This window comes from Chloroflexus sp. (genome assembly GCF_034434295.1).
Classification (GTDB): Bacteria; Chloroflexota; Chloroflexia; order Chloroflexales; family Chloroflexaceae; genus Chloroflexus.
Genome location: NZ_DAOTZQ010000006.1, coordinates 1 through 18,911, shown reverse-complemented (window position 1 = coordinate 18,911; position 18,911 = coordinate 1). Strand labels below are relative to the sequence as shown.

Here is an 18,911-nt window from a genome sequence, read left to right as displayed (position 1 = left end):
CTGCTGTGTAGCTTATTATACGAGGTTGTATCCTGAACTCTGTTATCCCACTGCCCAAAACGTGCGCTTCCCTGTAGCTCAGGCTTCAGCCCGTGCCGCAAATCATGTGGGGACGCAGGGCATTGCCTGGGTGCCGGTGGTGTCGCCACACACCAATCCGACGCCAGATCATGCCGTGGCCGTTTTGCACATAGCCCTCTCATGCGATATGTTATAATCCAATTCTCAATAACCGCATATGGGAGTCGAACCTGCCTGGTCTGGCAGGTTTGGCGAGGAGCCTTGTGTGCCTGCGCGTCCATTCCTCAAGTGGGCTGGTGGGAAAAGTCAGCTCTTGCCAGAGCTTTCGCGGCGCATTCCAGAGCGTTTTGGCCGCTATCACGAGCCGTTTGTCGGTGGTGGCGCACTCTTCTTTTACCTCTGGAACCATGGTCTGCTGCGACACGGAGCCACGCTGAGCGACCTCAACGCGGAACTGATCGACTGTTATATTGCTGTTCGTGATGAGGTTGAGGATCTGATTGCACTGTTGCACCGTCTGCGCCCGTATGCGACCGACCGTGATTTCTTCTACGATATTCGCAGTTGGGATCGCCAGCCGGATTTTGCTCGTCGCTCACGGGTGGAACGCGCAGCCCGCACCATCTTTCTTAATCGTACCTGTTACAATGGTCTCTATCGCTTGAACAATAAGGGGCAGTTCAACGCCCCCTTCGGCTATTACAAGAATCCGCAGATCGTTGACAGCGATAATCTCCGTGAAGTGAGTCGGGCCTTACGCAATGTTGATCTGCGGGTGGCCGATTTTGCTGCTGTGCTCGATGAGGCTCAGGCGGGTGATTTTGTCTACTTCGATCCGCCGTATGTACCGGTCAGCAGCACCGCATCCTTTACCAGTTATACACGACGCGGCTTCGACGAGAGCGAACAACGTCGGCTTGCCCTGGTCTTTCATCAACTGGCGGCACGGAATTGTTTTGTGATGCTCTCGAATTCATCAACAACCCTGGCCCATCAGTTGTACGCCAACGCCTGCCGGGTCGATGTTGTATTGGCCAGTCGCAAAATCAATTGCAACGGTTCACGCCGCGGGCTGGTTGAAGAGCTGATTGCCTGTAGTTTTCCGGCTGGCGTGCTCACTCCACATAAGCTTGCCAGTGATTAGAACCTATGCCGCTACACTGACGAAACTGTCGATCACTATCGCCCAACTTGCCAATGCTTAATGCCAACGTCTATTCGCTTCTGCGCCAGTTCCAGGCGATCACGGCCAGATAACCGGCGGCGCCAATTGCTATGCCTACCGGCCAGGAACTACTGGCCTGAAAACTGATCAGACCGGCCAGTAACGGCCCGACGGCTGCCAGTAGCGGACGCAAATCATCACTAGGCGGATGACTGACACGCCGACGATGACGCACTGGTGCTGCACTCTCGATCTGTTCGGGTAACGTATCATCAGTTTCATCATCATCGTCTTCGTCCGTCTCGAAAATAGCAGGTGGTAAGGGGTTGTCGAGCGGTGGATGTTCGCGTAGCTCGGCCCGGTATGCTTTCCGCCAGCGGTATGTTGGCCGCCGGCGCGCCTCGTAAAGATGGTAGGCTGCACGCTGCAAGAAGGCTGGCTGACCGGCGCTTAGCGTCATCAACTCGCGTACTTCATCAGCACTGAACAGACGCTCACCCTCTTCGAGGTAGCTATCGAGCAAAAGGCGTGCTTCGGCGAAGCTCAGTGGCCCCAGGCGCACCGTGGCGAATGGTTCACTTAGTAGGGGTGGTGTGCCGCGAATGGCTCCGACAACCATCAAATCATACGCCAGTGTTTGCCCGGTTGGCCCGGCCACCCCGTGATAGCCGGGTGCACTCCGCCGGGCCAGGCGGCCCAAACGTTCGAGCAGGTCTTCACCCCAGCCGGCAGCAATCGCGGCCTCGACCCCATCGAGACAGATCAGGACTGGTCTGCCGCTGGCCGCCAGACGCTGTTCCAGAGCCGCAATCGTTGGTTCACTCCCCCCCAGAGCACGAACGATCAGACCATACGTCGTCGCTGCATCAGGCAACAGGGAAAGATCAAGGTAGAAGGCGTTCAGATTGGGGATTTCCAGCACTGCTCCAGCGGCCTGTGCCAGATGCGTCAACAGCGATGATCGACCACTCCCGCTCGGCCCGTATAACAAGAGCGGGCGACGGCGTTCGAGTTGTTCACATGCCGCTCCCAGTTCGCGCCAGCGACCAACAAATTTGCCCGGATCGGTAATCCGTCCGCGCTCAGCGAAGGGATTTTTCATGCGACCTCCACCGCTGACCTGTTTACCCGGTTACAGAAGGTACCAGCGTTCAATATTCCACAAGTAGCGTGGTGTCGTCAGATCAACCGGCCCATCAAGTGTTTGTATCCGTGTGTTGATTACGACTGCGGTGCGATCAACCCACAAGTAAAGGTAAGGCAATTCGCTGACCAGGCGAGCCTGGGTTTGGGCAATTGCACTGCGCCGTTCCTCGCGACCGTAGAGCTGACGGGCAATCAGTGCCTGCTCGTCGTACACCGGATCGTTGAAACCGACAAAATTGCGGGTAGCACGGGTGTCACCCGGTCCCTGCTCAAGCTGGCTGGAATGGAAGAGCGCAAAATCATCAGGGTCGTAGAACATCGTATCGGCAAAGTTCGGATCACCGGCACCGTTCAGCCAGCTTCCCAACAAGAGGTCGAAATCGTATGGCGCCACGTAGCGCGCCAGAATGACGGTTGCGAAATCAGCCGGTTCTACAACTATCTGGATACCGATGCTGGCAGCAATCTCGGCGATGCGACGGGCAGCCACCAATCGCCGTTCATCATCGTTCCGAACGTAGAGGCGGGCGATCAGCGGTACTCCCTCCCGTTGGCGGATTGTCGCACCGGGAGGCAATACCCAACCGGCGGCATCAAGTATCTCGCGTGCAGCCGGCAGGTCGCCTGCCGGTAACGGAGGCGTCAGATCGGCCCAACTACCTGGCAAGGCGCCATTGCCAACCGGCACCCCCACCCCCTTGGTTGCCGTCTCTACCAGACGCGGCAAATCGATAGCTGTCGCCAGCGCCTGTCGCAGGCGCACATCGGCAAACGGACGACCGGGGCGCAAATTGAAGGCCAGAAAATAGACCCCATTTTCGGGAATACTACCACTACGCAAGGTTGTGACATTACCGAGTGCATCCTGCGCCCCCCAGGGCAACTCGGCTACCAGCAACTGCCCATCACGCAGGGCTTGCTGAGCTATCGCTGTTTCCGGCATGACCGTCAACACCACCTGATCGAGGAGCGGCGAACCGTGGTGATACTGATCGTGTCGTTCCAGTACCAGACTGCCATCGGCCTGTCGTTCCCGCAAACGAAAGGGGCCACTCCCAATCGGCTGGGCGAGAAAATCGACCTGACTCACATCACGTCCGGCAAACAGGTGACGAGGCAAAATGGGGACGGCCAACAGGCTCAGCATCGGTGCATAGCGGCTGCGCAACTCAATCACGACCGTGCGTTCATCAGGGGCAGATGCCGCAGCAATGTAGCGCAGGTCGGCCAACAGGGCAGTACTGGTTTCAGGCAGACTACGGAGTGCTTCCAATGTGAAGAGTACATCAGCAGCCGTTAGTGGTTGACCGTCATGCCAGTACACGTTCTGACGGAGCGTAAACGTCAATCGCCGTCCATCGACATCAATGTCAAGTCGTTCGGCCAGATCGGGGGTTGGCCACAGATCGGCATCGAGACGCATCAAACCACTGTAGAGCAGGCTGATCAGATGTTCTTCGTCACGAGAACGTGGCTGCCAGGGGCGCAGATCGCTAACAGGAGCAGCGATTCGTATGCTCAGGGTACCACCACGGGGAAGTGGGGTTGCAGTTGGTGGGAGTGTGGCGGTGGACAGTATCGTCGCCGTTGGCTCTGGTGCAGGGAGCGTGGCACATGCAGCCAGGAGGACGCTCAACGTGATCAAGATGAATGGCAATCGGTTGTGGTGAAGCAAGTGATCGTTGTGCATAGAAGTATTATACCAACTCAACGTTGCTACCTATGCTATGAGCAGGCCACAGCGGCTGACTGCCAGGATGAACAGCACGACGTTGCCCTCAACACCGGGTGGTGTAACCGCATGCACGATGTGGGGAGCAGCCAGTTCCTATGGACATGCTACTTCGCGTCTCACGCTAGCAATTCGGGCTATACCCATCCTCTGTGTCCTCCGTGTCTCTGTGGTGACGAAGGCAGCAACCTGGCGTATACCAACTAATTTATTGGGCAGCACCTACCGAAACCTTATGGTACAATACAAAGGCGATACAGAAACACATTCCGACCGTACACCGGGGCGCGGAAAGGGAACCACAATGACCTCACGGCTGCAACAAGCGGAAGTGATCGTCTGGGATCGTGTAAGCTCTCTTGGTCAGGCGCAATCCTTTCGCCGGCACAATACAATCTACACGCCGACCCAACCGGCCCAAACTCTCTACCTGCTAATGAACGGTCAGGTTGGATTACATCTTGCGTCACGCGAAGGACGACTACTCACTGTCCGTGTCGTTGAAGAGCGACAGGTGTTTGGTTTGAGCGTCTTTGAGCGTGATGCAACCTATGATACGTTTGCCGAGGCATTGACGCCGGTACGGGTATTGGCGGTTCCCCGGAGCGAGATACTGCAAGCGATGGCTGAAAACGGGACGCTGGCCATGGCAATGCTTGAACTTCTTGGTCAACAACGCATGATTGTCAGCCGACGAATTGAGGAAGTGGCCTTTAAGTCAGTGCCAGCCCGGTTGGCCTCAGTTCTCCTCGAAATGTCGGAGACGCAACAGGTGGCCGCCCCGCAACCGAACCGCTTACCCCGGCGCACCCATCAACAGCTTGCTGATATGATCAATGCGTATCGCGAAACCGTGACCAAGGTCATTAATCAGTTCCGCGATGCCCGTCTGCTCGACGTAGACAGTTCAGGTATTACTCTGCTGAATCCATCCCGGCTACGCGAGCTGGCCCAGAGTTAGCGTGTGATCTCTTCGGGTGCCAGGCGCTTTTTGCGCTTGCGCATGTGTTCACGACGTACCACCAGCTTCCACCACAGGCCAATAAGCTGAACAAAGGTGCGCCAGAGCCGCGGGAAGTTGAAGAACTGACTTTTGCCGTAGGTGCGATGATAGTGATGAACCGGTACTTCGGCGAAGCGATAGCCGGCATCTTGTAACTTCTTCACCAACTCCAGGCAGATCGTTCCACTGTCTGATTCCAGCTCGATATCGTCGAATACATGCCGGCGAATCAGGCGAAAATCGCAGTCAACGTCGCGCAATTTAAAGCCAAAGAGAAATTTCACCGTGTGGTGGTAGATACGACCGATGATAATGCGATGCAACGGGTCTTCGCGATCTATCTTCCAGCCATTCACAATATCGATATCGTCACGCAGTGCCGGTAAGAGGAGCTTGAGTTCGCGTGGATCGTACTGCGCATCGCCGTCGGTGTAGAAGATCAGGTCTTTCGTTGCTTTGGCAAAGCCAACCTGTAACGCTCCACCATACCCTAACGCCTGGCGATATGTGTATACGCGCAGCCGATCATAGCGCTTTGCCAGTGATTCGAGAACGTCAACCGTGTAGTCAGTGCTACCATTCTCGACCACAATCACCTCGTAATCATCGGTAATGTCTTCCAGCGTCTCGATCGCCGCAACCACCATGCTGCCAATGGTGCCGGCATCGTTGCAGGCGGGAAAAAAGACGCTGATACTGGGTCGCTTGTCCATACAGTTGAACTCCATGCGCCGTTTGAAGTGCCGCCGGCTGATTATAACACAGGCGTCGCGCACTCCTCGTCAGGGGTTGAACGTAAAGCTGTGCTATCGTGACAGCAGCACAGGCTGATGAAGGTTTACAACGTACCTGTGACTGAAAAAAGGAGTAAACGCTGTCGCTTATCCGCAGCGTAATCACGCGCTAGTTGGGATATCGTGTACGCTATCTCCGTATACCGGATCGTGAGCACGGCTGGCGTGACAGCGTGGCTGCCGCACGTCACACTGCGCACCACGCGGATGATGAGCGAGCAAGGCAATCGATATCAGCGGGTGATGACGCCGGAGATTCGTCAGCTCTCCTCGCAGTCATACCGGCAGCCCGGGAGCAAGATATGCTGTCGTTGGTGATTGGCAAGCGTTCATGAGCCTGGGTGACAGTCTGTAGGATGACAGTGCAGCTTTATGAAATAAGTTCCAGTCAAGATTTGATATTGATGACTTCTAGTGTGCTATCATACGGGTAGCATTGGCACGCATCACGGGGTTATTTATGGCAACACTGCTTTCCTGGTTGTTGATCGTCATGATACTGTTGTCGGCCTGGTATGTGATAGCCTACACCGTCGCCTTCTTCCATTTACGCGAGCGGATGTTGCTACTGCCGGTTGGACAATGGTTGCTGGTCGGTGTCGGGCTTGGTTCGATCATTCTGAACAATGGAACGCCAGTGCTGGTTTGGGTAATGACCCCGCTACTGATTGGGCTAGCCCTGGCCGGTATCTGGCGCCGTCATCCGCGTGGTCTGGCGCTGGTCTTACGTTCATATCCTCGCGGTACGCTCGACATCCTGACGTTTCGCCGGCCGGTTTTTGATCTGAAGCGCCGTGTACGGACAAAATGACGATGCGTGATGAACTGATTACCGCTCTCCTGAGCGTCGTTGATCCGGCAATTGTGCTGCGCCGGCCAGAAGAGTTGATGCTCTACGAGTACGATGGCTCAGCCCTTGATCAGGGTATGCCGGAGGTGGTTGTTGTGCCGCGCACTACCACCGAAGTTGCGGCCTGTGTGCAGGTGGCAGCTCAGCTCGGGGTGCCAATCGTTGCCCGTGGTGCGGGCACCGGGCTGGCCGGTGGCTCGGTACCCGAACAGGGTGGGCTGGTCATTTCCCTTACCCGCCTCAATCGGATTTTAGCCATCGATCCGGTGGCGCGTACTGCCCGCGTGCAACCCGGCGTGGTCAACACCGATCTCAGTCTCGCCGCTGCGCCCTATGGCCTCCATTTTGCCCCCGATCCCAGTAGCCAGCGCGCCAGTACCATCGGCGGCAATATTGCCACCAACGCCGGCGGTCCGCACTGCCTGAAGTATGGCGTCACCACCAACCATGTTCTGGCAGTAACGCTGGTCTTGGGTGATGGGCGGGTGATCGAGATGAGTCGGACTGCCCTGGATGCGCCAGGCTACGATCTGCTGGGGGTTGTGGTGGGCAGTGAAGGAACCCTCGGTATCATTACCGAAGCAGTGGTGAAATTAACCCCAAATCCTGAGTCGATCTACACCTTTCTGGCCATCTACGACGATCTCGACGCGGCCAGTGAGACGGTGTCTGCGATTATTGCCCATGGCATCATTCCTGCTGCGCTTGAGATGCTGGTTGGGCAGGGCATTGCCGCGGTCGAAGCCGCAGTTCAGGCGGGGTATCCGCCTGATGCGCGGGCGGTATTGTTGATCGAGCTTGATGGATTGCGTGAAGAGGTGATCGCCCAGGCCCAAGCGATTGAACAGATTTGTCATCAGCATAAGGTGCGCGAGTTGCGGGCGGCGCAAGATGCCCACCAGCGCGAGAAGTTGTGGGCCGGTCGTAAAGGCGCTCTGGCGGCCTGCGCACGGATTGCCCCGCACTATCACATTCAGGACGGTGTTGTACCGCGGTCGCGTCTGCCTGAACTGTTGCGTTTGACCGAAGAGGTGGCGGCCCGTCACCAGATCACGATTGTCAATATTTTTCACGCCGGTGATGGTAATCTCCACCCGCTGTTGCTGTTCGATCTCCGTCACGCCGGTGCGCTTGAGCGGGCAGTTGCCGCCAGTGAAGAGATTTTGCAGGCGTGTGTTGCTGCCGGCGGTACGATCAGTGGTGAACACGGTATTGGGATTGAGAAGCGTAATTATCTGGGCTGGATTTTTGGCCCGGCCGATCTGGCCGCTTTCGCCGACCTACGCGCCATCTTCGATGCGAATGGGGTGATGAACCCCTGCAAACTGCTGCCGGGGGGCAGTAGTTGTGCCGACATCCGGTTTGCCCGCGGTGCCCTGCGTGCGCTTGACCGGGGGGCGTGGATTTAGACGGGTATGAATGCCTTGCCTTTTTCAACCAAGCCATCGCCGGTAACGTATGCATTGGCTGATCGACAACCGCAGCAGGTTGTGCAGCCGACATCCGTCGCTGATGTGAGCGAATTGCTCGCCGAAGCAACCCGTACTCACACCGCAGTGGTGCCGTGGGGGGCCGGTACACACCAGTTTCTGCTCGATCCGCCGCAGCGTTACGATATCGCCCTTGATCTGCGCCAACTGAACCGGGTGATTGAATACCAGCCCGCCGATCTGGTGATAACGGTTGAAGCCGGTTTGCCGCTAGTGGCGGTACAGGCACTGTTGCGCGAACGGGGACAGTGGTTGCCCTGGGATCCGCCTGCACCAGACTCTGCGACTATCGGGGGATTACTGGCGATCGCGGCATGGGGGCCTTTGCGGTTGGGTTACGGTGGGCCACGAGAGTGGCTCCTCGGCATGCAAGTCGTGCTCGGTGATGGGCGAGTAGTACAGAGTGGTGGGCGGGTGGTCAAAAATGTGGCCGGTTACGATACCCACAAGCTACACCTCGGCGCGTATGGCACGCTTGGGGTGATGGCAACGGCAACGTTCAAAGTCGCGCCACTCCCGGAAACGTTTGTTTCACTGCGCGTTCCATGCTCTACCTTTGACGAGGCCTGGCAGGTGGCCGAGGCGCTGCGTAGACCACCATTACAGCCGGTCGGGCTGGTTATTACCATCTCAGATTCTATCATGCTACAAGCCCACTTCGCCGGTGTGGTAGCCGCGGTGGAACGCCAGCTAGCGCTGGCTACCGCAGCCTGTTCTGCTGTGACTGATCTGAAGGTCGAACATAACTATCGTGCCCTGCACCATGCCGCCTATCCACATGCATCTGCCACCAGCCTGATCCTTCGGATCGGTGTGCCTGACAGTGCGCTTCCGGTGGCGATGGCTGCGCTGGCGACGGTCACGCCTGAGTCGGTAACTGTTTTTCCCGGTTTGGGGCTGATCATTGCCTGTTGTCCGCAGACTGCCGCCACGCACTTGCCCGTGTTACGCCAGGCGCTGGCCGGTGCAGGTGGGTATGCCGTAGTTGAATACAGTCCTGTCAGCATTGAGCGCTGGGGGCCGCCGCCACCAACCATTGATCTGATGCGTGCCTTGCGCCAACGTTGGGACCCGGCAGGCATTCTCAATCCAGGGCGCTGGCTGATTGAATAAGAGCGATAATGTTCACGAAGTCAGGAGATGTCGTATGGCGCTACTCGGTTCACTTATCGCGCTCGGTGCCGCACTGGTCTTTGCCACACTGGGACTGGCGACCTTATGGGGTGGCTGGCAGGCAATCCGTCGCGAGTTACTTCGCGGGTTCGTGAGTACCAATCCTGCAATGGGTGAACGCATCTGGAGCCTGTTGCTGACGGTTGTTCCTCTGCTCGGAGCCGCGCTGCTTGGGCTACTGGCAGCGTGGCGAATCGTCCAGGTAGCTCTTGGTTTGGGATAAGGAGAACGTCTAATGGCACGTCCACGTCCGGTGGTCTTGATAATTATGGATGGCTGGGGCATTGCGCCACCAGGGCCGGGTAATGCGGCTGATCTGGCCGATACGCCCCATGTTGATGCGTGGATGGCGAATTGCCCCTTCACAACATTGGGAGCTTCAGGGCTTGATGTTGGCCTGCCTGAAGGTCAGATTGGGAACTCCGAGGTAGGCCATCTCAATATTGGTGCCGGTTTTGTGGTCTATCAGGAACTGACGCGCATTAGCAAAGCGATTGCCGATGGTGATTTTTTTACCAACCCGGTCTTGCTCCAGGCCATCGAACACGTCAAACAGCGCAACTCGGCCTTACATTTGATGGGGCTGTTTGGGCCTGGAGGCGTGCATGCCCATGAAGATCACCTGCACGCGCTGCTAGAGCTGGCCCACCGCCATCATCTCCAGCGCGTCTACCTCCACCTCTTCCTCGATGGGCGTGATGTGTTGCCACGCAGTGCGCTGGGCTTTCTCGACACCCTTGAAGGGGTGATTGGCCGGCTTGGAGTCGGCACGATTGCTACCGTTGCCGGTCGTTACTATGCAATGGATCGTGATAAGCGTTGGGAACGCACGGGACGGGCGTATGCGGCCCTGGTTGATGGGGTGGGTGAGAAGGCAACTTCAGCACGGGCAGCGATTGAGGCATCGTATGCCCGTGATGTCAGTGATGAATTTGTCTTACCCACGGTGATTGTCACCGACGGTGGCGAACCAACCGCTACCGTGCGCGACGGCGATGCCGTGATCTTTACCAACTTCCGCCCCGACCGTGGTCGGCAGTTGACCCGTGCCTTTGTTGATCCAGACCTCAATGAACGTATTCACCAGCACTATGAACGGCAAAAAGCTGAAGGCCAACCGTTGCCCGCCACGATCTGGCAGCGTGAGCGTCAGTTGCGCGATCTCTGTTTCGTGACCATGACTCAATACGAAGAGGGCTTGCCGGTACTGGTTGCCTTCCCACCCCGTTACGTCACCAATCCGCTGGCCGCTGTGATCAGCCAGGCCGGGCTGCGCCAGTTTCATATTGCCGAGACTGAGAAATACCCGCACGTCACCTTCTTCCTCAATGGCGGGCGCGAAGAGCCGTTTCCCGGCGAAGATCGTCAACTCATCCCATCACCCAAAGTCGCTACTTACGATCTGAAGCCGGAAATGAGTGCCTCCGAAGTCACCGAGGCATTGCTGGCTGCAATTGAGAGCGATCAATACGATTTCATCGTGGTCAATTATGCCAATCCCGATATGGTTGGTCATACCGGGAGTATCCCGGCAGTGATCAAAGCCTGTGAAGCCGTTGATGCCGGGTTGGCGCGGGTGGTGCCGGCTATTCTGGAACGGGGCGGCGTGGCCCTCGTCATTGCCGATCACGGGAATGCCGAGCAGATGATTGACCCTGAAACCGGGGGGCCGCATACGGCGCATACCACCAATCCGGTACCTTGCTTCCTGATTGGTGGTACCGGCTATGGCAAAGATGCTATCGAACTGCGGCATGGTGGCCGATTGGCCGACGTGGCACCAACACTGCTCGAACTGTTGGGGTTAGAACCGGCAGCCGATATGACTGGGCAGAGTCTGATTGTGCATCGTACTTAGCCAATCCGGTCAGGTTGCCCGCTGCCGCACAAGTGGCGTGTCAGGTGGCGTTTCAGCAAAGGAATGCCTCTGCACAAAACACCTCGTTAAGCAAGGGGTGGGATTGCAGCGGGAAAGATGTATCTATCATCGATCCACGCAGACATCACATACCGGCGTTGATACCGTTCCCGCTCAAAATGTCACCTGTCGCATGGTTTTGAGTGCGGAAGCCTGGCTTCCGCACTCTCTGGCCGCTGGCTTTTTCACGGATGCAGGGAGGTGGCGAGAGCCGCCAACAGGCGCTGGCGACTCCTGGTGGCATGATTCAGGGACGGTCTCAGCAACCGTGTTTTGGGTGGCTTGCCGCTCGTGGGGCCGCCAGGACGCCTGCGTCCTGACCACGACAGCGGAGGTACCTTGTACCGGAGACTCCCGCCCTCAGCAGGTACAGGGCGGACAGAGAATATACACAAACCCAATGCCTGCCTCATCAGGAGGACCTGAGTCAGGCTGCTGCTCTTCCCTCTCCCGCAGCGCATGAGAAGGGGTAGGGTAGTGGCGTTCAGCGCATCCCCAAGTCCTACCCCCACATATCCTCGCATGTTTTGTTGACCTCCAGCGAAGGTGGCCAGGAGGGGGCATATTGCAGAGCATCGTTGGCAGCAGCACAAGCACGACATGCTGATCATGCATCACGATGGCACTGCACCTCACACAACTGCCTGTGAACTGGCTCATGCACCCGTGTTGACCCGCCAGTGGCTCACTGGTGGGTTAGTACGGGCCTGAAACCTGCATGATATACCGTGTCAGTCAAGATTTGATATGACCCGGCGTCATACCACGACAGTCATCCCTGAACCGATGCTCCTGGCGCATTGGTTCAGGGGTGACCCTATCTTGCGGAGACCAGGACTACGCTGCGTTCACGGAAGACTAGATCACGTCATCGACAGCACAAGGTGCGGCTGTCGCCGTCGCGCTGGATATCTCCCGCCAGCATCTGATGTGGCTATTCGACAACACCGGGCTACCTCCTCGTCATTATCCCCTGCGCTTACCGGATGTGCCTCTGCTGAACCAAGAGATACAGGATGTTCCCCGTGCTAAAGAGATAAAAGACAGGTGACCAGATTATACTTTTTATCAACTTTTTATTTAGATTAAATAATATCTTTACTGATTATTTTGCAAAAGTGTCGTATGATTAATTGTGCAATATCAGCAATTTCGTGCTGATTGAAGTCGCAAAATAGTTAACATATCATTTAAAATCAATGAATTTCGCAAAAATTATACCCTTCAGCGTTCATAAAGACATCGAGCATGAATAATAACGCGAAAGGTAAACATATGGTTTAGAACAAATAAACTGAGAAAACACTGATTTTCACAAAAACCTGAAAAATTCATTGCTTTTCAGTAATGGTTTACGGTACTGTTGTGAAATTTACAACTAACTCCATCCACGACCATGGGGCAGGGCACTGTCCTGGTCGCAGTACGCATGTCGAGATTAGAAGGGTTCAGCATTAGAAGGAGGTTCGTAATGGCAGACCAAAAGCAATCACGGCAACTGAGTTTCGAGATTCCACTCGACGCAAGCGGTGTTGATGATTTCTCTCCTGAGACGCCGGTGAAAGTCGTGGTTGAGGGTGCCGGTAACATTTTGCACTCGGCACTAGCTCGTTTTGATAAAACGGGCAGAGCGGTAGTCCGCGTTGAACTGAGTGGTGCGCCTGATACTCTGAACATCATCATTGGTCCAGCCGATGCTGAAAACGAGGATTTACCTCATCTCCAAACTATTAGTCGCACTATATCAGCGCGGACGTTGCAGGAGCGCCGGTTTAAGTTGGAACCGATCTCGATCTCGGCCTACTACTGGCATTGGTGGCGACGCTGGTGTCGCCATTTTGTGATCGCCGGTCGAGTTATCTGTCCAGATGGAAAGCCGGTACCTGGGGCGCAGGTGTGTGCCTTCGATATCGACCGCTGGTGGTGGTGGTCCAGCCGCCAACAGGTGGGGTGTGACACGACCGATGCCAATGGTGCATTCACCATCAAGTTTCGCTGGTGTTGTGGATGGTGGCCATGGTGGTGGTGGCGCATTCGCTACTGGCAACTCGAACCCTGGCTCGTCGATCTGTTACGTCCGATCATCGAGCAGGTGCCTGATTTTCCCATTCCCATCCCCGATCCGCGGCCATCGCTCACCGTCTTTGCGCCATTGCTGGAACGCGATGGTCAGGCAATGGCGCTGGTGAACCAACCATTTGGTACAGCCATGTTGCCAGCACTGCGCGAGAAGCTACGCGCACGTTTGCCGCATATCCCCGAACTTGAACAGTTGCGCATCTGGCCCTGGGCACCCTGGCAGCCATGGTGGGATTGTACACCGGATATTATCTTTCAAGTCACCCAGCAGTGTGAAGGGCAACTCAAAGTCATCGTTGACGAGACTATCGCCGATACGCGCTGGAATATTCCCACAAATGTGAGTGTGACGCTGGTCGCTAACGAGGCGGCGTGTTGCATAGACGATCTACCTCCACCTGAAGGCAACTGTGTTGTGGTAGCGAATGTGTGCAGTAGCCTGAGCAACGGTATCGGTGGGAATATGGGGGCGATGGCAGCGCCGGCTGGTTATCTGAATCCGAGTGTTGTAGCCTCATACGGTGATCGCCCATTTGCCGGTACAGTATCAATTGGCGGACAGTTTGGCAGTGCGGCAATGGTTGATTTCTACGAATTTGAATGGGCGACCAGTCCAGGTGGGCCGTGGCAACCTATGCCACCCGCAGCAGTTGGGAATTTTACGCGAACCTTCTGGGGGCCGGCACTGCCCGCGGGGCCGGTTGGCTTCCATACGCTCCCGGTTACTTTCACCCCGATCAGCGGACGACTGGTTGCTCCTTCACGGGCATTCTTCGAGGCAAACAACGGACCTGGGAGCTGGGGACTGAGCCGTTTCTGGGTGAGTAACCCCAATCTGCTACTCCAGTGGTTAACTGCCAACACTTTTGCCGATGGTACGTACTACTTGCGTCTGGTCGGTTATCAAAACAGCGGGACAGGAGCGAATCCGCAATTGGGTCATCCACAAATCCTGCCCATTTGCAATACCGATCACGAGAACTACCTGGTGCTTACCATCGATAACAGTACCAGCAATCTTGAGCCGGCAGCCGATATTGTCGCAGTACGCATCAATGGTAATCTGGCCGATCCCTGTGCCAATATCATTGCCGGCAGTGGCGGCACGCTTGAGATTGATTTTATCGCCTACGATGTCGGTCAGCATCTGGCGTTCTACACGCTCGAAGCAACCTACGGCAGGGATGGTCGCGTCAATCTGCTGACGTGTCCGGGGGCAACGTTAACGCCTATCGCCCTGCCGCCAACTACTCCCGCCGCCGATCAGGTTGGTCCCGATTACGGAGCAGCACGCAGCCAGGGCGCAACGGCACCACACTGGCGTGGTGGGGGATTACGCTTAACCATTCCTGACTTGCGCTGTGCCTTCCCGATCACGTGCTGCTATCAAATCGAGTTGCGGGTCTACAAGCGCACCATCGTCGATTGCAACTACGATTATCACCCGCGGAAGCTCAGTTTCTACAGCCTGACGGTTGCCGTCTAGGAGAGTGGTGAGTGCGTGTTAGCCGCTACGGCATGATCTACCGAATCGGCTAACACCACTCGCCACCGCTGAATATCAGGGGTTGCTGTTATGTCATGGCTTAGCCTGATCATTGCAATAGGTGCTGTCTGGCGCATCACCCATCTCTTTCATGCTGAAGATGGCCCGTGGGCGATTTTCTTGCGCTTGCGACAGTGGGCAGGCGGGAGTGTTTTGGGGCAGGCACTCGCTTGTTTCTATTGTCTGAGCCTCTGGTTTGCACTACCGGTCGCCCTCTACTACGCGCCAACATGGCTTGAAGCAGGATTGTACTGGCTGGCATTTTCTGGTGGCGCTATCGTTATCGAGCGGATCAGCGCCCCGAAACCAATTGTCTATGAGATACCATCTCAGGGAGGTCATGATGACATGCTGCGGCAAGAATCGAGCCTGGACACCGGTCACAACCGACACAACGACCCGTCCTGCGCAACCAACAGGTGATCGGCGTTTCACCGTTTTCTGCGAATACACCGGTCAGGCGGCGCTGATCGTCATCGGCCCGGTAAGTGGTCGCATCTACCGCTTCAACTACTGCGGTGCCCGTCTTCCCATCGATCCGCGTGATCGCCCGGCGCTTGGGCAGATTAGCCAATTGCGGATAGTCGAGCATCGGTAAGTGCACCGTTACGGGCCTGGCACTCGTCGCAACAAACATCGCTTTTGATAACGCGGGGCGAGCCAAGACGAGCAGCCATACGTGTAGCACAGGCTTTAACCTGTGCTATATTCCTTGCGTGATCGGGTTTACGTTATTAAGGTCTGACGGATTACCTCATCGACAGTACGAGACGGCACCTGTCTGCCATCTCCCATGTCTGTCGCCGACATCTGATACATCCTGCCAACATACTCAAGATCATCCGTTACACCGGGCTGATAATGCGCAAGCCGGCAGGATGGGTTGCGTTGAAGTGTACTACACTGATTGGAAAAACCCTGACGGCCTCACTGGCGCCTGTCAGCAGCTTTTGCGTTTACAGGAAAGGTGGTTTTCTGGGCGACCGCACCACGCACGGGTTCGAGATGTCAGATCATCTGTGACATGATCCTGACATCTACAAGATTCGTGCAAATGATAGCTGCAAATTCACCAACATGACTCGTATAATGAGATAGCATCCCATCACACAACAATTGGATCAGCATCATTCCGGGTTGGTCCGATTGAAACGAGCTGAGAGCAACCTATGCCAGACATAACCACCATCCTGCGCCGTGATCCCAACACCGGTACCGCCAACTTACTCGCTTTCGCCGAATGGCTGGCGCAACCGACGACGCCGTGTGGAATCATCGATATTCAGTTACCTCATCCACCGGCTTCGGCAACGTTACGCTGGCTGGCCCTCTTATTGCGTGAAGAGTTGGCTGGAACAATCTACCAACCGGGGAACACCCAATTTGTGATTGTGGTTCCACCAGGTGCTCCGGCAACACAGGTCGTGCAAATTGAACGGTTACAGACACTCTTACACCGGCAGGCACAGCGTCTTGATCTGAGCACAATACCGGTTATTCGCTACCATCACATTCCCGCTGACAGTGACCCGGCGACCATTCTGCAATTTCTGATCCCGGATACCGCTGATCCAGGGACACTGCTCAACCGATTGATTGCTCAACTCGCAGCGCTAGGCGCTACGCTCAATGATCAGCATCAATTCGATATCGACCCCGTTACCGGTTTGCCAAATAGCTTTGCTGCCCGGCAACGCCTTGAGGAGCTGATTCTGACAGCGCAAAGACAAAGCCAGGCGTGCAGTGTATTGCTGATAAATGGTGATGACCTCCGTCGCTACAATGAAATGAGCTATGCCGCCGGCGATCAGATGATCCGCGATCTGGCCACCGTCCTCCGTGAACAATTACGACCGAGTGATTTTCTCGCTCGCTGGCAGACGGGTGACCAGTTTCTGGCTGCGTTACCCAATACCGGTGTCAGTGGGGCGGCTGCATTGGCCGAACGATTACGCCAACGTGTCATCGAGCGATCACAGCTCTGGCCGTCGCCGGTCACTATCTCTATTGGGATTGCATCCATCCCGCAACACGGCCATACTGCCGGAATTGCGCTGCAAATTGCTACCACAGCACTTTCACAGGCGAAAGCTGCTGGCAAAAATCGGATTGTTGTCGGACGACCACTGTAGCGGTCAGGTGGTAATATACCGACAAAACGTAGGTCAGCGTGGTACAATAGAGAGCAATGATTAATCAATACCAATTCGGTTGCAGTAGGCGCCTATGGCAATGATCTTTTATCGCGATATGGAATTGATCTGCCGTAGTTGTGGAGCAACGTTTATCTTCACTGCCGGCGAACAGGAGTTCTACGCTGATAAAGGCTTTCTCAATGAGCCGACACGCTGCCCAAAGTGTCGTAATCGCCGCGAACATCAGCGTCGTCGTCTTGAACTGCCTGCTGAAGATGATGAGTCGTGATCTCCTCTCACTGGCGACAATTCACTGCCTGGTCAATAAGCATCCTAATCGCTGGTATTGCGGGATGGTTTGCACTTCGCGCAGATCCCTACGATGCACTGCGTCAGGGAGATGCCTTCTTTGCCGCCGGTCACTATCGTGCTGCACTCAATCAGTACGCTGCCCTGGCAAATGGGTTAAGCGAAGCAGAGCTGCGACGTGGTATTGTCCTCACGGTACGTGGAGAAACCGATCTGGCCCGGCGAGCATTCGCTGCTGCTATTCAAACTGGTCTGCGGCCAGCAGAATATCAGCTTGCTGTACTCTATCTGGGGCAAATAGCCTTCCTGGAAGGAGATGCTTCAACAGCGCGTCGCACCTGGCAGACATTAACCACCTGTCTACCCAATCGTTGCGCCATTCGTGATCTATTGCTGGCCGATGATGATCTGCGGTCAGGTCGGTTTGACGCAGCCTTCGCTGCCTATCAATCAGTGGCGACGGATCAATTACCGGCAGACTGGGTTGCAATAGTAGGGGAACGGCTAACATTACTCAGTGCTCTGTACAATCCAGACCACGAAATACCGGCGAACCTACCAGCGTCTGTTATCGATTCAGATCCCTTCTTGCGTCCACTCCTGCCGCCGCAGGCAGGCTCGGAAACACTTTCGACTGCGCTTATAGCCGATCCGGCTGCACGACCACAACTACTCGGCCAACTGGCACTGGAATTGGGATACGATCATCTGGCACTTGCATTCTTCGCCCAGGTCGATCCAGCAGGTGCTCATGGGTTGAGTGCAGCCATCTATCGAGCCTACGCTCACTTACGCCTGGGGAATCGGCAACAGGGGATCGTACAACTCGAACAGCTTGCTGCGGTGCATCCTGACGATATACGGATTGGGGCATTACTCGCGGTCGCATATATTCATACCGGCGACCTCTCGGCAGCGGCCAGTCGCTTGCAACAGATTCAATCTCAGCATCATACCGGACCAGCCATTGCACTGGCACAGGCCGGATTAGCCTTTGCTCAACGTGACTTTGTTGCCGCAGCCGATGCCTACGAACAGGCAGTCATTACTGCTCCACCCGATGAGCGTGGCCGTTATCTGACATTAGCCGCTCGTTTTCATCTTGATAGCGGCTTCGAGCGTTGCAGTAGTGGCATTCTTGCAGCACAAGCAGCAGTTAATAACTTGCCTACCGATCCCGAAGCCTTAACCATCCTGGCCGGTACCCGCTACTATTGCGGCGATATGAGCGGTGCGTTAGCCGCAGCCGACGCAGCCCTGACAGCAGGGGGCGGTGTTGAAGCGCGTTTCTACTACGGGTTGATTCTTTGCGCTCAAGGCGATCTGAGGCGCGGACGTGCCGCTCTTGAAGCGGTTGCCGATCAGGCACCGACCAGCATCTGGCGACAGCGAGCCGAAACTGCGCTTGAACTGTTGGGTACGTAGTACTTGTGGCATGAGAGGCGAGTCGACGCTTTACCGCTTCCTGAAGCGATCTGGCGTGTGCGTTGCCTGCGATGACCTTGCCACTTGACAAGCTGACGACCTTCGAGTATACTACGCAGCGTTGC

At 56.0% G+C, this 18,911-nt stretch carries 15 protein-coding genes; 12 read left to right on the top strand and 3 right to left on the bottom strand.

The window, feature by feature from the left end:
• Positions 1-286 precede the first annotated feature (286 nt).
• Positions 287-1,165 (top strand): DNA adenine methylase, encoded by an 879-nt coding sequence (locus VAE57_RS01640; protein ID WP_322820173.1) that lies wholly within the window; start codon positions 287-289, stop codon positions 1,163-1,165.
• Positions 1,166-1,235: 70 nt separating this feature from the next.
• Here the strand turns inward: VAE57_RS01640 and VAE57_RS01635 are convergent, their stop codons facing one another.
• Together VAE57_RS01635 and VAE57_RS01630 are read right to left on the bottom strand one after the other, a co-directional pair.
• Positions 1,236-2,288, bottom strand: a complete 1,053-nt coding sequence (locus VAE57_RS01635) for an AAA family ATPase (RefSeq protein ID WP_322820172.1) — start codon at positions 2,286-2,288, stop codon at positions 1,236-1,238.
• Between the two features lie 30 nt (positions 2,289-2,318).
• Positions 2,319-4,022 (bottom strand): peptide ABC transporter substrate-binding protein, encoded by a 1,704-nt coding sequence (locus VAE57_RS01630; protein ID WP_322820171.1) that lies wholly within the window; start codon positions 4,020-4,022, stop codon positions 2,319-2,321.
• A 346-nt stretch (positions 4,023-4,368) separates the two neighbouring features.
• On the opposite strand from VAE57_RS01630, the gene VAE57_RS01625 reads away from it, so the two are divergent.
• Positions 4,369-5,025, top strand: a complete 657-nt coding sequence (locus VAE57_RS01625) for a Crp/Fnr family transcriptional regulator (RefSeq protein WP_322820170.1) — start codon at positions 4,369-4,371, stop codon at positions 5,023-5,025.
• On the opposite strand, the gene VAE57_RS01620 is transcribed toward VAE57_RS01625, so the two are convergent.
• Complete coding sequence (locus tag VAE57_RS01620; RefSeq protein WP_322820169.1) at positions 5,022-5,780, bottom strand: glycosyltransferase family 2 protein; 759 nt, start codon at positions 5,778-5,780, stop codon at positions 5,022-5,024. The genes VAE57_RS01625 and VAE57_RS01620 overlap by 4 nt on opposite strands.
• Before the next feature lie 541 nt (positions 5,781-6,321).
• Between VAE57_RS01620 and VAE57_RS01615 the strand changes: the two genes are divergently transcribed.
• The 10 genes from VAE57_RS01615 to VAE57_RS01570 all read left to right on the top strand — a co-directional run bounded on the left by VAE57_RS01615 (position 6,322) and on the right by VAE57_RS01570 (position 18,786).
• Complete coding sequence (locus VAE57_RS01615) at positions 6,322-6,672, top strand: hypothetical protein (RefSeq protein ID WP_012257032.1); 351 nt, start codon at positions 6,322-6,324, stop codon at positions 6,670-6,672.
• A 2-nt stretch (positions 6,673-6,674) separates the two neighbouring features.
• Positions 6,675-8,120: an FAD-binding oxidoreductase gene (locus tag VAE57_RS01610; protein WP_322820168.1), complete on the top strand. Its 1,446-nt coding sequence runs from the start codon at positions 6,675-6,677 to the stop codon at positions 8,118-8,120.
• A 6-nt stretch (positions 8,121-8,126) separates the two neighbouring features.
• A complete protein-coding gene (locus VAE57_RS01605) occupies positions 8,127-9,314 on the top strand; it encodes an FAD-binding oxidoreductase (protein ID WP_322820167.1) in 1,188 nt (395 codons plus the stop codon).
• A gap of 34 nt (positions 9,315-9,348) precedes the next feature.
• On the top strand, positions 9,349-9,597 hold the full coding sequence (locus VAE57_RS01600) for a hypothetical protein (RefSeq protein WP_322820166.1): 249 nt from the start codon (positions 9,349-9,351) through the stop codon (positions 9,595-9,597).
• A gap of 12 nt (positions 9,598-9,609) precedes the next feature.
• Positions 9,610-11,232: a 2,3-bisphosphoglycerate-independent phosphoglycerate mutase gene (gene gpmI, locus VAE57_RS01595; RefSeq protein ID WP_322820165.1), complete on the top strand. Its 1,623-nt coding sequence runs from the start codon at positions 9,610-9,612 to the stop codon at positions 11,230-11,232.
• Between the two features lie 1,531 nt (positions 11,233-12,763).
• Positions 12,764-14,857, top strand: coding sequence for a carboxypeptidase-like regulatory domain-containing protein (locus VAE57_RS01590; protein WP_322820164.1), 2,094 nt, complete (start codon positions 12,764-12,766; stop codon positions 14,855-14,857).
• 400 nt (positions 14,858-15,257) lie between these two features.
• Positions 15,258-15,515, top strand: a complete 258-nt coding sequence (locus VAE57_RS01585) for a hypothetical protein (protein ID WP_322820163.1) — start codon at positions 15,258-15,260, stop codon at positions 15,513-15,515.
• A 571-nt stretch (positions 15,516-16,086) separates the two neighbouring features.
• Positions 16,087-17,049, top strand: coding sequence for a GGDEF domain-containing protein (locus VAE57_RS01580; protein ID WP_322820162.1), 963 nt, complete (start codon positions 16,087-16,089; stop codon positions 17,047-17,049).
• A 94-nt stretch (positions 17,050-17,143) separates the two neighbouring features.
• Complete coding sequence (locus tag VAE57_RS01575) at positions 17,144-17,341, top strand: zinc-ribbon domain-containing protein (RefSeq protein WP_322820161.1); 198 nt, start codon at positions 17,144-17,146, stop codon at positions 17,339-17,341.
• Positions 17,338-18,786, top strand: coding sequence for a tetratricopeptide repeat protein (locus VAE57_RS01570; protein WP_322820160.1), 1,449 nt, complete (start codon positions 17,338-17,340; stop codon positions 18,784-18,786). The genes VAE57_RS01575 and VAE57_RS01570 overlap by 4 nt, the downstream gene beginning before the upstream one ends.
• Positions 18,787-18,911 lie beyond the last annotated feature (125 nt).

Bases quoted from the DNA above. Each gene is read 5' to 3' on its own strand.
- VAE57_RS01590 (WP_322820164.1), top strand. From the start codon at position 12,764: ATGGCAGACCAAAAGCAATCACGGCAACTGAGTTTCGAGATTCCACTC.
- VAE57_RS01610 (WP_322820168.1), top strand. From the start codon at position 6,675: ATGCGTGATGAACTGATTACCGCTCTCCTGAGCGTCGTTGATCCGGCA.
- VAE57_RS01605 (WP_322820167.1), top strand. From the start codon at position 8,127: ATGAATGCCTTGCCTTTTTCAACCAAGCCATCGCCGGTAACGTATGCA.
- gpmI (WP_322820165.1), top strand. From the start codon at position 9,610: ATGGCACGTCCACGTCCGGTGGTCTTGATAATTATGGATGGCTGGGGC.
- VAE57_RS01615 (WP_012257032.1), top strand. From the start codon at position 6,322: ATGGCAACACTGCTTTCCTGGTTGTTGATCGTCATGATACTGTTGTCG.
- VAE57_RS01585 (WP_322820163.1), top strand. From the start codon at position 15,258: ATGATGACATGCTGCGGCAAGAATCGAGCCTGGACACCGGTCACAACC.
- VAE57_RS01630 (WP_322820171.1), bottom strand. From the start codon at position 4,022: ATGCACAACGATCACTTGCTTCACCACAACCGATTGCCATTCATCTTG.
- VAE57_RS01620 (WP_322820169.1), bottom strand. From the start codon at position 5,780: ATGGACAAGCGACCCAGTATCAGCGTCTTTTTTCCCGCCTGCAACGAT.
- VAE57_RS01625 (WP_322820170.1), top strand. From the start codon at position 4,369: ATGACCTCACGGCTGCAACAAGCGGAAGTGATCGTCTGGGATCGTGTA.
- VAE57_RS01600 (WP_322820166.1), top strand. From the start codon at position 9,349: ATGGCGCTACTCGGTTCACTTATCGCGCTCGGTGCCGCACTGGTCTTT.
- VAE57_RS01575 (WP_322820161.1), top strand. From the start codon at position 17,144: ATGGCAATGATCTTTTATCGCGATATGGAATTGATCTGCCGTAGTTGT.
- VAE57_RS01580 (WP_322820162.1), top strand. From the start codon at position 16,087: ATGCCAGACATAACCACCATCCTGCGCCGTGATCCCAACACCGGTACC.
- VAE57_RS01635 (WP_322820172.1), bottom strand. From the start codon at position 2,288: ATGAAAAATCCCTTCGCTGAGCGCGGACGGATTACCGATCCGGGCAAA.